12 protein-coding genes are annotated in these 15,573 nt (G+C 69.7%); 11 read left to right on the top strand and 1 reads right to left on the bottom strand.

What is annotated here, in order from left to right; genetic code table 11:
* Positions 1 to 407 precede the first annotated feature (407 nt).
* The 7 genes from ACZ6CZ_RS27020 to ACZ6CZ_RS26990 all read left to right on the top strand — a co-directional run bounded on the left by ACZ6CZ_RS27020 (position 408) and on the right by ACZ6CZ_RS26990 (position 9,040).
* On the top strand, positions 408 to 1,076 hold the full coding sequence (locus tag ACZ6CZ_RS27020) for a Crp/Fnr family transcriptional regulator (RefSeq protein ID WP_469026073.1): 669 nt from the start codon (positions 408 to 410) through the stop codon (positions 1,074 to 1,076).
* A gap of 135 nt (positions 1,077 to 1,211) precedes the next feature.
* Entirely contained in the window at positions 1,212 to 2,051 is an 840-nt protein-coding gene (locus ACZ6CZ_RS27015; RefSeq protein ID WP_469026070.1) for a hypothetical protein, read from the top strand.
* Entirely contained in the window at positions 2,044 to 4,347 is a 2,304-nt protein-coding gene (locus ACZ6CZ_RS27010; RefSeq protein ID WP_469026068.1) for a hypothetical protein, read from the top strand. The genes ACZ6CZ_RS27015 and ACZ6CZ_RS27010 overlap by 8 nt, the downstream gene beginning before the upstream one ends.
* The gene (locus ACZ6CZ_RS27005; protein ID WP_469026065.1) at positions 4,344 to 5,417 is read left to right on the top strand and encodes a hypothetical protein; all 1,074 of its coding nucleotides are present in this window, start codon (positions 4,344 to 4,346) and stop codon (positions 5,415 to 5,417) included. The genes ACZ6CZ_RS27010 and ACZ6CZ_RS27005 overlap by 4 nt, the downstream gene beginning before the upstream one ends.
* Positions 5,410 to 6,975, top strand: coding sequence for a DUF4407 domain-containing protein (locus ACZ6CZ_RS27000; protein ID WP_469026063.1), 1,566 nt, complete (start codon positions 5,410 to 5,412; stop codon positions 6,973 to 6,975). The genes ACZ6CZ_RS27005 and ACZ6CZ_RS27000 overlap by 8 nt, the downstream gene beginning before the upstream one ends.
* A gap of 85 nt (positions 6,976 to 7,060) precedes the next feature.
* Positions 7,061 to 7,582, top strand: a complete 522-nt coding sequence (locus ACZ6CZ_RS26995; protein WP_469026060.1) for a Pycsar system effector family protein — start codon at positions 7,061 to 7,063, stop codon at positions 7,580 to 7,582.
* Positions 7,583 to 8,380: 798 nt separating this feature from the next.
* Positions 8,381 to 9,040 carry an HAD family hydrolase gene (locus ACZ6CZ_RS26990; RefSeq protein WP_469026058.1) on the top strand — a complete coding sequence of 220 codons (660 nt, stop codon included), beginning with the start codon at positions 8,381 to 8,383 and terminating at the stop codon, positions 9,038 to 9,040.
* On the opposite strand, the gene ACZ6CZ_RS26985 is transcribed toward ACZ6CZ_RS26990, so the two are convergent.
* On the bottom strand, positions 9,021 to 10,295 hold the full coding sequence (locus tag ACZ6CZ_RS26985; RefSeq protein WP_469026056.1) for a transcriptional regulator: 1,275 nt from the start codon (positions 10,293 to 10,295) through the stop codon (positions 9,021 to 9,023). The two genes, ACZ6CZ_RS26990 and ACZ6CZ_RS26985, sit on opposite strands and share 20 nt — an antisense overlap.
* A gap of 750 nt (positions 10,296 to 11,045) precedes the next feature.
* Between ACZ6CZ_RS26985 and ACZ6CZ_RS26980 the strand changes: the two genes are divergently transcribed.
* Genes ACZ6CZ_RS26980 through trpS form a run of 4 tightly spaced genes read left to right on the top strand, consistent with a single transcriptional unit; the run spans position 11,046 to position 15,563 of the window.
* Complete coding sequence (locus tag ACZ6CZ_RS26980) at positions 11,046 to 11,621, top strand: HAD-IA family hydrolase (RefSeq protein WP_469026053.1); 576 nt, start codon at positions 11,046 to 11,048, stop codon at positions 11,619 to 11,621.
* Complete coding sequence (locus tag ACZ6CZ_RS26975) at positions 11,606 to 12,463, top strand: hypothetical protein (protein WP_469026051.1); 858 nt, start codon at positions 11,606 to 11,608, stop codon at positions 12,461 to 12,463. Before ACZ6CZ_RS26980 ends, ACZ6CZ_RS26975 begins: the two co-directional genes overlap by 16 nt.
* Positions 12,460 to 14,505, top strand: a complete 2,046-nt coding sequence (locus ACZ6CZ_RS26970) for an aminotransferase class I/II-fold pyridoxal phosphate-dependent enzyme (protein WP_469026049.1) — start codon at positions 12,460 to 12,462, stop codon at positions 14,503 to 14,505. The genes ACZ6CZ_RS26975 and ACZ6CZ_RS26970 overlap by 4 nt, the downstream gene beginning before the upstream one ends.
* Positions 14,506 to 14,516: 11 nt before the next feature.
* Positions 14,517 to 15,563: a tryptophan--tRNA ligase gene (gene trpS, locus ACZ6CZ_RS26965; RefSeq protein WP_469026046.1), complete on the top strand. Its 1,047-nt coding sequence runs from the start codon at positions 14,517 to 14,519 to the stop codon at positions 15,561 to 15,563.
* Positions 15,564 to 15,573 lie beyond the last annotated feature (10 nt).

Below are 15,573 nucleotides of genomic sequence, written 5' to 3'. Positions count from 1 at the left end.
GCACTGTGCCCACCCTGATTCGGAACGCTCCCCACGAGGAAAGAGAGTGCCCCACCGGGACGGACGGTTCCAGGAACCGGCCGGCGAGATCGGCGGCGCCGTGACCGAAGGACTCGAAAGAACTCGAAAGAACCCGGAGGGACTCGAAAGGAAGCGAAAGGACTAGACAAATGCTCCACGCGTGCTCTGCAAGATCGTCACTAGCTCACGCGGTCCATTGGCGAATAGCAGTTCGGTCAATTCCGGCTGAGAAGCAAGAGAACAGGCCACATTCCCGTCCGTCCGTTTGCCCGCTCTCCACAGGGCGTCAGCATGGTCGGGCATGAAACGGCGAACCGCGCCGCGGAGCGAGATCATCGGGGGTGCTGATGCATCACGCGTGGCCGCCGACCACCTTTCTCGGCCGGTTGCGGAACACGACGCGGGAGGAGATCCTGCGCCAGGGCACCCCGATGACCTATCCGCCGCACCGCGCGCTGCTCCAGCAGGGCGACGAAAGCCGGCACGTCCTGCTGATCACCAGCGGTGTCGTGAAGGTCGTCGCCAGCGCGGAGAGCGGCTACGACATGCTGCTCGCCGTGCGCGTGGCGGGCGACCTGGTCGGTGAGATGGCGGCCTTCGAGGAGCGCCCCCGCTCCGGCACGGTCGTCGCGTGCGGTGACGTGGGCGCGCGGATCATCCAGGTGCAGGCGCTGGAGACCTTCCTCTCCCGCCACCCGGACGCCATGCGGGCCGTCCTGCACATGCTGTGCGCCCGGCTGCGCTGGGCCAACAGGCGCCGTATCGACTTCCAGGCCTACGACTCGCTGACCCGGCTGGCCCGGGTGCTGGCCGAGCTGTGCCAGGCCTATGCCCAGCCCGCGCCGGACAGCGACGGCAAGCGCTGCGACCTCGGCGTGACGCTGACCCAGCGGGAAATCGCCTCCCTGGCCGGCCTGAAGCTGAACACGGCCGAAAAGAGCCTGGCCGCACTGACAGCACTGGGACTGGTGGAACGCAGTTACCGAAACATAACCGTCTGTGACGTTCCGAAGCTGCTCGAATTCGCCAAAGTCGTGGCCGACAACCCGTACTGATACGGGATCACTTCGCGCGCTCTCTCCTAGCCTCTCGGGCAGCACTTCACGGGCAGTGTCTGCCCGTCGCCGGCCCAGAGAGGACATGACCGGGTGGCTGCGTGGCCTGATTTCCATCCCTGCACCTGCATAGCCGTGGACGCACAGTCCTACGGGAGCAACAACGACCGCCGACAGTCCGAGATCCAGCACGATCTGCCGCGGATTCTCGACCGCGCCGCCAGGGGCGCCGGCCTGGACCGCGCTCAGTGGCACATCCAGTGCAAGGGCGACGAGCAACTGGCCGTGCGGCCCCTCGACGGCAAGGAACCGCGGCTGGTCGACGACTACGTCCGCCATGTCGTCGCCGAGCTGAGGGAGTACAACGCCCGGCGGGTTCCCGAGGCCCGGATGCGGCTGCGGGCCGTCATCCACCAGGGCCTGGTGGAGCTGGCCGACAACGGCTTCGCGGGCACGGCCGTGGTGGCCACGGCCCGCCTGCTCAACTCCCGCCCGCTGTACGACGCCCTGGCCGCGCACCCCGCGGCCGACCTGGCGCTGCTGCTGTCCGACGACGCCTTCCGCTTCACGGTGGCCGGCCACCACACGACCCTGACCCCGGCCGACTTCACCCGTGTCACCGTCCAGGTGAAGGAGTACGAGGCCACGGCCTGGCTGTGGGTGCCCGAGCCCGGCACGCCGGCCGCCGCCGCACAAGCGCCCGGGACCGCGGAGAGGGAGGGGGTCGCGGCCCCGGTGCCGGGGGAGCCCGCGGCGGTCCGGTCGGGGCCGGCCGCCGCGGGCGGAGCCGGAGCGACCGGAGCCGGAGTGACCGGAGCCGAAGCGACCGGGACCGCGGCGGGCTCCCCCGGCACCGGGACCGCGGTGACCGGGATCAGCAACGAGTACCGGGCCGAGCGCATCAACGTCACCAACGTCGCCGGACCCGTGGACGCCCGGGGCGCCGTCTTCGGCTTCGGGAGCACCGGTGGCTGACCGACCGAACCCGGCCGACGGGTCGGCCCTGCCGCCCGAACCCCCGCTCGACGCGGAGATCACCCCGCCCGTGCCGTCCGACGAGGGCACCGGACCCGGGGCGGGGGAGCAGGACGTCCCCACCCCGGACGCCCCGGGCGACGCCCCGGACGCGGCGCGGGAAGGGCGTCAGGAGTCGGACGAACGCCAGGAGGACGACCGGGGCTACGACGACCTGCGCCGTGTCCACCAGCTCGTCCACAACAACTTCTACGGCGTCGTCGACGCCTCCGGGGCGGCGTTCGGCTTCGGCACCCCCGCCTCACCCGGTCTCGCCCCCGGCACCATCGAGCCCGCGGAGACGGACCGCGCCCTGCGGTTCTACGTCCCCCCGCCCTGCTTCGAGGAGGCGCTCGGCAAGCTGCGCGACAACGCCCTCGTGGTGCTGACCGGCGAGGACAACTGCGGCCGGGGTGCGGGCGCCCTCGCCCTGATCAGAGAGGTCCTGGGAGAGGAGGCGAGGCTGCGCAGCCTGTCCCCCGCCGACGCCCTCGGCGAGCTGGCCGCGTCGCGCGACCTCAAGCCCGGCCAGGGGTACGTCATCCTCGACTACGTCGGTGAGCTGCACGGCGAGGCCGTACAGGCGTACGAGATCGGGCGGCTCGGCGAGGAGCTGCGCCGCAAGGGGTCGTACCTGGTGATCACCGCGGGCGGTGCCACCCGGCGGCGGCTCGCGCTGCGGGACCACTGCGTGACCTGGCGGGCCCCGGACCCCCTGGAACTGTTCGAGCGGTGCGAGGAGCAGCTGCCGCACGCCCCGCTCCCCCCGGACACCGAGCGGGAACTTCGGGAGCGGGTCGGTGAGCAGCGGCGGCCGGCGGACGTCGTCGCCGCGGCCGTGGCGCTGTCCCGGGAGGGCCCGGAGAAGGCGCTCGACACCCTGCGGGACCGGTGCCGGGAACTGGTCCGGGAGCTGTTCCGCAAGCAGCCGTCCGCCGAGGACCTGATCCCGCTCGCGGCGCTGGCCTTCCTGGAGGGCATCCCGGAGCGGACGTTCGAGAAGGAGTGCGCCGCACTCGTCGTCCATGTGCGCGGCTGGGAGCTGAGCGGCGGGACCCCGGTCACGGAAGGGGACGGCGAGACCAGGCCGGCACCGCCCGGCTCGGTGGCCCAGCAGTCCCGGGCCCGCTGGAAGGAGCGGGCGGCCGGACTGGTGACGGCCGGCCACCGGCCCGGTCCCGGTCGCGACTCGGGGCGCAGCGAACGGTGCCTGGTCTTCACCGAGCCCCGGGTCCGCGAGTTCGTCATCGCCGAGCTGCACGACCTGTACGGCTACGAGCTGTGGTACCCGCTGCGCCAGTGGCTGGGCGAACTCGCCCTGCTGGGCGACCTGGACACCCGTACGGAGGTGGCCCGCGGCGTCGCGCTGCTGGCCCGGCACGCGCTCGTCGAGGTCGACGAGAACATGCTGAAGGTGTGGTCCGACGGGCTCACCAGCCAGCGGGTGACCGCCGCGCTGGCGCTGCAGTTCATGTGCGACGACGAGCACCTCGCGCCGCAGGCCCTGAACATCGCCCTGGGCTGGACCGACAACAGCGGACAGGGCCGGGCCGTGACCGCTGCCATGGCGCTGACCGGCCGCCTCGGCTCCCTCTACCGCCTGGAGGCGCTCAACTGGCTGTGGTTCCTGACGCAGCGCGGGGAGCGGATCGCGTTCTCGGCCCACCGCTCGCTGGTGCTGCTGGCGCAGAGCGCCGAACAGGACCCGGAGCGCGCGCTGTTCATCCTTCGCTACGTACGCACCCGCATCGCCAAGGCACCACCGGGCTCCAGGGAACGCACGATCGCGCTGCGCACCGCCGTCCAGCTCCTGGAAGCGACCCGGCTGGAGACCTCCGAACCCTTCACCGCGGCGCTCCTGCGCACCGTCCCCGGCAGCGCCCGGCACCTCGGCTTCCTCTGGGCGGACACCCTGCACAGCGGCTACCGGGGCCGGGCGGTGAGCGCGCTGTGCCGGACGCTGGTGCAGCTGCGCGACGACCCGTCCGTCACCGGCGCCGTACGCGAACTCGGCGAGGCCATGCGGAGCGCCATGACCGGGCGCCGGTGGACCGCGGTCTCCCGCCACCTGTCCAGCGCCCTGAACCACCCCGACTACGCGATCCCCGGCGCCCGGCGACTCGCCCAGGTGCTCATCGGTTCCCTGCGCGGCCGCCCGCCGGCGGACCCCCGGCGCCCCACGTCACCCGACCCCCGGCGCGACACCGCGCCCCTCATACCCACCCTCACTTCCTCCCGAGGAGGCCGAAGAACGTGAACTACCCGGTCATCGCCGAGCACATCCTGGCCACGGTCCAGGGCACCTGGTGGACTCGGCGCCGCCGCCGCGACGACGTACCGCAGCTGCCGTCCGGCGCGGTCTACGTCTTCCGGGTCGGCGGGAACTACCGCCCGTTCCCCGAGGGCATGGTGTTCGACCCCTCCCACCCCGACGTGCTCGACGCCTCCTCGGTGAGCCTGGTCGACACCCGGGCCCGTTTGGTCGAGGTGGAGCGCACGCTCCCGTCAGTGAGCGAGGCGGACAACTTCACGGTCCGGGCCTCCTTCACCTGCCAGGTGAGCGACCCGGCCGTCATCGCCCGGCAGGGCGTCCTCGACGTCACCGTGCCGCTGCGCGCCTACCTGATGGGCGACGGCGACCTGCCCAGGGTGAGCGCCGGGCACCGCGTGGAGGAGGTCAACGCGGTACGGACCGAGGTCAGCCACCGCATGACCGCCTACAGCGCGATCGTGCCGCCGCGGATCGCGGGCATGAGCGTGGAGTTCGTCAGCGCCGAGGTGCACGCCTCGGACGACCTGCGCGACTGGGAGCAGAAACTGCGCGACGAGCGGCGTGCCTGGGAACTCCAACGGGGCCAGCGCGACTTCGAGACGCAGGACGCCCTCCGGATAGCGGAACTGCTCGCCCAGGGGTCCGACCACGTGGACGCCTTCGGCATCGCCCGCCGGGAGATCGACGTCACCGAGGTCGCGGCCCGCATCCATCGGATCACCTCGGAGGAGTCGGCCAACCGGCGCGCCGCCGAGACCTCCGACCGGGCCCACGCGCAGGCACGGGAGGCGGCGGAGGCGCAGATGCGCCGCGACATGGTGCTGACGCTGCTGCGGCAGATGGGCGGCAGCGAGTACGTCGACTACCAGCAGGTCCTGGAACAGGTGCTGCGCGAGACGGGCGGCCGGCCCGCGCCCGGTGTCGGCCCCGCCGCCGACCCCGCCCGCATGGTCGAGCCGGGACCGGCCCGCCCCGGTCGCGGCGGCATGGGCGGCGACGGTACGCGCGACCCGCAGAGCGGCTTCGTCAAGGACGAGGACGATCTCCTTGACTGACATCCTGACGGACCTCATACCGGCCCCCGGCACCCCGGCCGGCCACGACCCGGCCGACGACACCACCGAGCACGCCGCGCACACTCCGCACGCCCCGCACGCCCGGACCGCTCCGCACGCCACGCGGAACGGCCCCGCGCCCCGGGCCCCGGAAGGCGGACCCGGCGTATGGACCACGGAAGGCGGACCCGGCCCCCGGGCCACCGCCGACCGGCCGGCGTGGCCGACGGGCGACACCCACCGCCACCGCAGCAATGATCACCGTGGCCGCCGCTCCTCCCGCCACGCCGGTCTCGACGCCGCACGACTCCTGCGCACCCTGACGGGCGTCGACGAGGAACTGCTGGCCAGGGTCAGGTACGAGCGGAGCAAGTACACGGCCCTCGGCGGAGTGGTGCTCGGTACGTCCGTCATCGCCGCGTTCTCCATGTGGAACTTCGCCACGGAGGCGATCGGCAGGATCTCCCTGTTCGCGCTCGTCCCGACGCTCATCTGGATGCTGTTCGTCCTCAACCTCGACCGCTGGCTGGTCACCCCGCAGCCGAACGCGCGGCGACGGGTCGGCCCGCTCCTCATGCGCCTGCTGATCGCCCTCATGCTCGGCGCGGTGATCGCCGAACCGCTGGTACTGCGCATCTTCCAGACGGCCATCGAAGAACGCGTCGCCGACGAACGCACGGACACCATCGACCGGTTGCGCGCGAACCTGGTCCGCTGCAACCCCGTACCGTCCACGACGCGGACCGTCACCCCGGAGGGCTGCGCGGGCTCGTACGTCCTCTCCTTCGGCGCGACACCCGGCGAGCGGGCCGCGGAACTCACCGCCCTGCGCTCGGACGCCGCCGCCCTGCAGAAGCGGGTGGACCGGGACAGCGACAAGCTGGAGACCATCGACTCCGACGTGCGGGACGAGTGCCGCCGGCTGATCCGCATGGCCGCCACCGGCCTGTACCAGCGGTCGTCCGAGTGCGTGCGCCTGCGGGCCAAGGCCCACGACTACCGCGCCACGCACCGCACGGAGGCGAACGAGAAGCGCCTCGCCCGCATGAACAGCCGCATCTCCACGATCGAGGCCCAGCAGACGGTGTCCCGCGGGACCTTCCTCAAGGCCCGGGCCGACGGCATCACGCGGCGCGTGGCGCAGGAGCGCGCCAAGCAGAAGGAGGTGGGCGTCCTGGAGCGGATGAGGGCGCTCGACCGGCTGGCGGTCGGCAACCCGGTGCTGTTCGTGGGCATCTGGCTGGTCCGCCTGCTGTTCGTCCTGCTCGACGTCCTGCCCGTGCTGGTGAAGTACCTCAGCGGCGAGTCCGCGTACGACCGGATGCTCACCAGCGCCAGCAACAGCGCGGTCAGGGTCCACGACGAGGAGGTCAAGCTCGCCGAGCGCCGGGCCCTGGCCGACCTGGAGATGACCCAGGAGACCATCGAACAGGAAGTCCGGCGGCACCGCGCCGAGTCGGAGGCGGCGCTGCGGGAGCACACGGCGGCGATGAACATCCGCGTCCGGCAGGCGGTGAACGCCCTGGAGGACGAGATCCGCCGCTCATCGGTGGTCTGACGCAGCCGCCGCACCAGAAGGACAGCACCACGGCCGCCCCGGACACCGGGGCGGCCGCCCCGCACCGACGGAACGGAGGAGACACATGACCACACAGGGAGACGGCGCCGATGCCGCGACCGGTGGAGGCGCGGAACTCGCCCGGGTCCTGCTGTCCGAGGTCCGCGAAGAGCTGGCGAAGGCCGACCACAAGGCAGGCCTGATCCTGGCGTCCCTGGGCGCGGCCCTGACCGCCCTGCTCGGCGCGATCGGCAGCGGGGCCATCGCCCCGCGGCAGTACGCCGTCGTCCCGCAGCTCCTGCTGTGGGTGGGCTGCGCCGCCTGCGCACCGGCACTCGTCCTGCTGGGCCTGGCCGTCACCCCGCGTCTCGGCGACCCCCGCGCCTCCTGCACCCACTACTTCGGGGACACGAGGCTCGCGCCCTCACTCGCCCACCTGGCCCAGACCCTCCGAGCCACCGACCCCGCCTCCCGCGACGTCAGCCAGCTGGCCGCCCTGTCCCACATCGCCTGGACCAAGTACCGCTGCATCCAACACGCCCTGGCCTGGGGCGCCGCCTTCCTGATCCTGACGCTGCTGGGCATCACGGCGGGGGCGTGGAGCTGACGGGGGCCGGGCGCCGGGCGCCTGCATCGCCCTGGGCCAGTCACACCGCTGCCTGTGGACGGTGCTCTGCCATCGCGCCAGAACGCCGAGTAGCACCTCGTAGCGTGCTTGGCCTACAGCATCGCCGCGGATCCATCGGCCGCGGAGCTACACGCCAGAGAACGTGGCGAGTGTGTCCTCGCGGCTGAAGGACCGGTTCATCGCCGCCTCGACCACCGGCTCGGCCAGGCTGATCGCCGTCCTGGGCCGCAGTGCTGGGTGCGGGATCCACTCACCGTCCAGCGCACAGCTCGACAGTCGCCGTGGCGCTCCTTATATCGGGCCTCCTCCGCCTCGTGCTCGGCCCGCTCTTCAGGCGTCATCTGCAGCAGTGGTGGCCGGTCGCCGAGGCCGTCCAGGATCGGCTCGCCGCAGCCGCGGCAGGGATGGCCCGCTTTGAGCTCCTCACGGCTCAGGTACATGCCTTCCCGTTGCCACTGCTCGCGCTTCTCCTCCCGGCGCCGATCGTCCTCCTCAGCCTGCAGTGCTTTCCTGCGGGCCCCCGCTCGGGCCCGCTGCTGCCGCTGTTCCTCCGTCGGTTTGCCCATGGTGGCCTCCGCCTTGTCGCTCGCGGGCCAAGTGTGAAACAGGCGCTGCGCTGACTCGGCGCCTTGACCGCCCTCCACTTCCGCATGTCTGGAGGTGACTGATCGGGGAAGAGAAATGACCGGAAGTGCGAAGTTGTGGCGGCGCGCAGCGGCTACTCTGAGACCGAAAGGGTTGCTTCTTCCTCGCGCTGGACCGTCTAACCTGCCGAACATGATTCGTGCTGTGGTGTTCGATGTCGGTGAGTGCCTTGTTGACGAGACCCGGGAGTACGGGACATGGGCGGATTGGCTGGAGGTGCCACGGCACACCTTTGCGGCCATGTTCGGAGCGGTCGTCGCTCAGGGGCGCGACTACCGCGAGACATTCCAGGAGTTCCGGCCCGGGTTCGACCTGACCGAAGAGCGGGAGAAGCGCGCGGCCGCCGGGAAGCCGGAGTGGTTTGGCGAGGATGACCTGTACCCGGACGTTCGGCCCACGCTGGCTGCCCTACGTGAGGCGGGGCTGTGGGTGGGCATCGCCGGCAACCAGACTGTGAGGGCCGGCGGCCTGCTGCGGGGGTTGGACCTCCCTTCCGACATGATCGCCACCAGTGACGACTGGGGCGTGGCGAAGCCGGATGTGAAGTTCTTCGAGAGCGTCATCGAGGCAACGCCTGCCGAGCCGGGCGAGATTCTGTATGTCGGTGACCGGCTCGACAACGACATCCGCCCGGCCGTGCAAGCGGGTCTTCTGACTGCCCTGATCCGGCGCGGCCCCTGGGGCACGATCCAGCAGCGTGACCCGGACGCGGATGCGATCACGACGATGCGCATCGACTCGCTTGCGGAGCTGCCGGAGAAGATCGCCAAGTTCAACGCTGAAGGGCGCTGACCGTCGTGCTCCAGTCGTAAAGACGATCATCGAGGTCCCGGACGCATTGCTCGTTCTGCCAGGGGGCGAGCATGCGCCGGACTTCGCGGATACGGTCCATGCCCGTGGCGTACCAAGTGATCGTCAGCTGGTCGAGAGCCTGGATGGCGTATCTGCATGCCTCCTCCGGCCTTCCGTCGGCAGCCTCGACTGCGGCGAGATCACCGAGGACGACGGTGCGCTGTTTGTCTGACTCGGGTGGCAGCCCGTCGAGCACGTCGTGGAGTGTCTGACGCGCTTGCGGCAGGTGGCCGGCCTTCAATTGCGTGTTGCCTTTGAACGCGGCCAAACGGACAGTGCTGAACCAGTCCAGCCACTCGGGAGTGGCGTGTGCGGAGCCTGTGGAGAGTACGTCCTCGGCATGGTGGATCAAGCGCAGCGCTGCGTGTGGATCTCCGCAGCGGGTCTCGCATTCCGCTTCGACAGCATCCAGCCATGCCCAGAACTCCGCTGACGCCCGTCCGCGGCGAGCATAGGTACGGGCGGCAATCATGCGTTCGACTGCAGCCTCCCGGTCCTCTGCCCAGCCCGGGATGAAGGCCATGTGTGCGAGGACGGCTGCTCCGAGCAGCGGATCGTCGGTTTCTGCTGCTGCCTGCAGAGCCCGCAGTAGGGTCTCAGAAGCCTGCTCCGTTTGCCGCAGGTCGAAGAACTCGATACGACCGACGAGAAGGTAGGACTCGGCCAGTGCGGCCGCGAGGGTCCGGCGGGCTGGGTTGGCGGTCTCCGGGAGGAGGACGCAGCCGAGGCGTGCGTGTTCCAAGACCGCTGGGTGCAGCACGGCAGGGGCGACGGACCAGTACAAGTGCCGATGTGAACGCGTTACAGCCTCGAAGTCCCTGCCGACAGTTGCTGGTTGCGTCGCGGTCCCACCTTGAGCGGGGACAGTCGCCAGGCGGGCTCCGGACAGGAGCGGGCGAGGGGTGTTGTCGACCGCTCCGCCAGGCTGGGGCCGCGTACTTCCCCACGGAGGGGTGAATCCGAGGTCCTCCATACTCTGGCCCAGGAGATGGGTCAGGAGTCTGTGTACATCGGGCTGCGGCCAGGGCGGCGTGGCGGACTCCCAGCGTCGGATCTGCCGGACGCCGACAGCAAGACCTCTGATGCCAAGTGTGGGCGCCACCTTGGTGATGGCGTCGGCCAACGCCTGCTGGGAGTTGTATCCGGCTGCCATGCGGGCGGCCTTGAGTCTGGTATTGCCTGCGCGTCGAGACATGGATCCCCTCCGGAGCGAGCTCTCGTCAGAGAGTGACACGCGATGTCCTCCGGTAGTGAAAAGTCATCCTGTGGGTAGCACCAAAGACCTGTATGAGTCCTATTGATGACCTGTCAGAGTCCTCGAATAGGACCTCATGGGTCAGCATGATGTCACTGCGTCACAACGAGGCCAGGTCCCACCAGGCTGATGCGCACACCGCAGCAGCGCCGGGGCTGGCAACGGGGCTGACGCCACCGTGTCCGGTTGTCGCAGAACTGCTCAGTGCCGTCGCACCCAAACTCCCCGAGCGGGACGGCACTCACCGTTCTCCGGTAGCCGGACGGGTTGGTCCAGCACACCCAGCCGGAGAGTTCGCTTCTGCTCCGGATCACCGATCTACTGATGGAGCCTCACCATGCGTTTTCCGCCGACGTGCACCCCTTTATCGATGGGGCCGTCCGCGATCGCTACACGCCCAGTGGGTGACGCACTGATTGCAGCCCCACCGACTGTTCTCAGCGATGTCTCCCCTGACGTCGCCGAGGCGTGGAGCCACAGCGATCCGGCGGCCCACTTCGACGCCGTCTTGTTCAGATGCCGGGCGGATGCGGCGAAGACTCACGGCCGACTCGTCCAGGCGGCCCGGCCAGAAGTCGGTGCCGCCCCGTGGCAGACCCACTCCTGCAGCGATCTCGGCGGTGACGAGCTGGCCCGGAGGAAGCCGTGAGGAGCCAATCGCGGTTGCACCCCGGCTCGCCGGAACGGACGTTGCTGCTGGATGCCTGCGGGGTCCTGCTGGGCGAGCCCATGGAGCCGTTGTTCCGCGCCGTCGCGGCTTCCAGCGGTCTGCGCCCGGCTGCGGTCGCCGAGCTGTTCCGGCAACGGTTCCGCGATGATCTGTGGGCTGGCCGCATGGATGAGGCTTCCTTCTGGACCGCCCTGGCCACGGCCTGCGGGCTGGAGCGTGCTCCAGCGGTGTGGCGCACGGTCGTCGGCCAGTCCATGCGGGCCACGCCTGCAGTCCGCCGACTCCCGTCCTGGCGGCGGCGGGCCCGACTGATCCTAGTCTCGAACCATCGGCACGAGTGGCTCGTCCCGAGGCTGGAGGCGCTCGCCCTGGCCGGCCATTTCTCGGACGTGTGGATCTCCAGCCTCACGGGAGTGGTCAAGCCGGATCAGGCGGTCTACGACCGTGTGCTCGGCAGTGCTGACCCGCACCAAACCCTCTACGTGGACGACAAGCCGGCGAACGTCGCTGCCGCCAGGTCGCTTGGTGTCACGAGCCTGCTGGCCGATGCCGACGGCCGATGGTCGGAGGAGGTAGACGCGTGGCTGGGATGCTGATCGGTCCGGTGGACGAGGTGATCAACCAGGACTTCGTCGACAGGATCCCCGATCTCATCGCCCTGCTGGAACCTGCCGTGGCTGACATCCCGCGCGAGGGCCGGCAGTGGGTCTTCTACGGCAGCCTGCCGCTCGGCCAAGGGCGCGAGGGCAGCGACCTCGATGCGTTTCTCCTCCATGACGGCAGCCTCAGTAGTGCTCCGCACAGGCGAAGTGCCTCGTGGGGTGCGACACCCGTGACGATCTACGTGCTGTCGCACGGAGATCTGGCAGACGACGGACTGAGGCGCCAGTTCGGCGGGTACTTCACGCTGAAGCTCTTCGGCCCCTTCGTTACCGACCGGCCCGAGCGTGACCTGTTGCTTTCGCAGCACACCGCCCGGTTCCTGGCGCCCCTTGCTGAATTGCTCGCCCTGGGACAGCCGGACACGGCCTGGAACGCGGACCAGCTGCTCGCCCACGCCCATCTGGCGTTCCTCGACCTCTACCCGGACGCTGCGGGCTACCTGGCCAGGCTCCTGCGCAACCCCCCGCTGATGACCCGCGTATGGGGGTACCAGCGCCACACGTACCTCGAAGCACTCCGGGCTGACGGGTACATCGCACCCGTGGGCACCCACGGGGGGTGGGTGTACACCGGGCTCACACCAGTCGATGACGCCGACCGGGAACGCGCCCGCTGCACGGCCCGGTTCTGGGCCTTCGGAGCCGTGTGCCATGAAGCGGACCCCGGCTTCCCGGATGTGTACTTCGGCAAAACGGAAGCTCATGCAACGCCACACGAACAGCACTCGGCCTTGGAGTTCCTCCACGGCATCGCCGAGGGGGGAGGCGCACCGTGATCTCGACCCTGGCGGCGTGGCACGCGGCATGCAACCGGCAGACCGCCGCGCGCGAAGAGCATCGCTCACGGCAGTTCGGCCTCCGGCCGGTCGTCTGTTCCGATGACCGGGCGCAGGAGACGGGAAAGCCGATGCTCCCAGGCGAAGTCTGGGCGACCCAGACGCTCGGTGCCTCGCAACCGTCACCCCGCTCGGCCGCCTCTCCGATCCGCGTAGGGTTCGCCGGTCGGCGCCTGCACCTGGGCCATCTCGGGCTGGCACGGACGGCAGCTCAGATGGCCGACGGCGGTGCGCACCTTCTGCTATTCGACGCCTCGGTCGATTCCACGTCCATCGTCGATCGCTTCCGGAACGCGGTCTGTCACTATGCCGGAGCCTCGGTGTCCGACCAGCTCATCGAGTATGCCCCCGACCTACGACGGTGGCAGCACCAGGCGCTGTCCGGGCTGCGGCTGTCCAGGATGCGCCGCCTCTACGGCTGGGACAGCAGTACACCAGCGAGCGCACTGACCGACCTGGAAGCCATGATCAGCTTCTTCCTCTACACCCCGGCAGGCATCGAGGAGGGAGGTATCGCCCTGGTCGACGCCATGCAAGCACCGCACTCGGCCCTGCTTCCCCAAGCCGCACGGGCTGTCGACGCCAAGGTTCCGGAGCTGCTCTACCGCCGGCTCTTCCCAAGTCTTCGGCGAGAAGGTGAGCGGGGCAGTGTCCGCGAGCCGTCCTCCGTGGTCTTCGCGGACGACGACGAGGCGACGGTCCAGCGTAAGTTTCTGCGCTCACGGACCGGTGGCCGGAGCAGTGTCGAGGAGCAGCGTGCCCTGGGTGGGGACGCGACGCGATGCTCGGCGTTCGCCATGATCGAGCTGCTGTGTCCACCGGAGACCGCCCAGCGGGCGCTGGACGGCTGCCTGTCAGGTCGGAGCTGCGGGGACTGCAAGGCGGAGCACGTGACAGGGGTGGTCTCCGGGCTCCGCGCCGCCACCAGGACGCCGTCCCTTCGCGCAGGGACCTCCTCGCAGGTGGGTCCAGCCGTCAGCCGGGCCGCCGACGGACTGCACTGTCCGTCACCCCGCGACGCCACCGATCTGGAGGCTGCCATCGCGGAACGCTCCGGAGTACACCCTGACCAGGTTGTGGTGGGCCACGGCTCCACGGAGGTCATGGACTGGCTTTTCCGCATCCAAGCCCGCCCCGGTGGAAAGGTGGTCGCAACAGAGCCGACGTTCGAGCTGTACCAAGAGCTCGCCGAGCGCCACCACCTGCGGTACGCGGCTGCCCCGTGGGACCCGTGCACCTTCACCCATGACGCCGCGGCCTTGGTCCGTCTGACCGACCAGGACACGGCACTCTGCGTCATCGACGTCCCGCACTCCGTTTCCGGAGCCGTCAGCAAGGCCACCGAGCTGCTCGACCGCCTCTTCGAGGTTCTGCCTGATGACGCCGTCGTACTGCTCGACCTCGTCTACGCCGACTTCATACGCACGCCCATCGAACCCGCCTCGCTGTTGCTCAACCGGTATCCGCGGACCGTGCTGTTCGGGTCGATGTCCAAGGCTCACTGCCTGCTCGGCGCCCGAGTCGGTTATGCACTCGCAGCCACCCCCATGGCCGATCGGCTGCGCTCGCAGCGGCTCCCCTACATGATGGACTCGCTAGCGCTCGCCGCGGCGCACAGCGCGCTGAGGGACGACCAGTCCCGTCAGCGCACCGTACAGGCAAGCCACGAAGCCCGAGCACGGCTCACGGCAACCCTCCAGAACCTCGGCATCACCTACGTACACACCGAGGCGAACTTCATCCTGATGGATCTCGGCACGCGCCACGCATCGGTCACCGGGCGCCTGCGATCCAGTGGGACGCCGTTCCGAGACGGCCGGCGCTGGTCGATGCCCGGCTGGATACAGCTCCATCTGATCGACGTGCCCTTCGTCGAACCACTTATCGAGGCGCTTCAGCAGGACACGGCCGACGAGAATGGGACCCCATCTCACCCACCGTCGTTGCACGACAAAAGCTTTGAAGGGTCATCAGTTCTATGACAGCCCAGCGCATGCTCACTGGAGACCGACCCACCGGCAAGCTGCACCTCGGGCACTACGTGGGCAGCATCGCCAACCGTGTGCAGCTCCAGCACAAGTACGAGACCTTCCTGATCATCGCCGACCTGCACATGCTCACCACCAAGAACACCCGGGAGGACATCGCCAAGGTCTCCACCAACGCCCGGGACATGGTCCTGGACTCCCTCGCGGCCGGCATCGACCCGACCCGGGCCACCTTCTACCTGCAATCGGCCATCCCCGAGGTCACCGAGCTCAACGCCCTGTTCCAGAACCTGGTGACCGTGCCGCGTCTGGAGCGCGTGCCCAGCCTGAAGGACATGGCTCGGGACGCGGGCAAGGAAGAGATGCCGTACGGCCTGCTCGGCTACCCGGTGCTCCAGGCGGCCGACATCCTCTGCGTCAAGGCGCACGTCGTCCCCGTCGGTAAGGACAACCACGCCCACGTGGAGGTCACCCGGGAGATCGCCCGCCGGTTCAACTACCTCTACGGGGAGACCTTCCCCGTCCCCGAACTCGTCGAGAGCGAGGTGCCCACCCTGGTGGGCACCGATGGCCAGGGCAAGATGAGCAAGTCCATCGGCAACGTCATCTACCTCTCCGACAGCGCCGCGGATGTCCGCAAGCGGGTCGCCGGCATGTACACCGACCCCAACCGGATCCGTGCCGACATTCCCGGCACGGTGGAAGGCAACCCCGTCTTCATCTACCACGACGTCTTCAACGACAACCCCGCGGAGGTCGCCGACCTCAAGGAACGCTACCGAGCGGGCAAGGTCGGCGACGTGGAGGTCAAGGACAAGCTGGCTGCCGCCATCAACCGCTTCCTCGACCCGATGCGGGAGCGCCGCGCACGCTACGAGGAGCAGAGCGGCCTCGTCGACGAGATCATCGTCGAAGGCACCGAACGTACTCGCCGCGAAGTGCAGCAGGTGGTCTTTGAAGCCCGCAAGGCGATGGGCCTGACCGCCGCCTACAACCAGCTGCGCCGCAAGGCTGAGCGAGCCCGCAAGAGCAGGGAAGACACAGCACCCTGAAGGACACCGG

It is taken from the genome of Streptomyces sp. NPDC041135, from assembly GCF_055592085.1.
The sequence above is the reverse complement of the archived record's forward strand: the minus strand, read 5'-3'. Positions and strand labels throughout refer to the sequence as shown.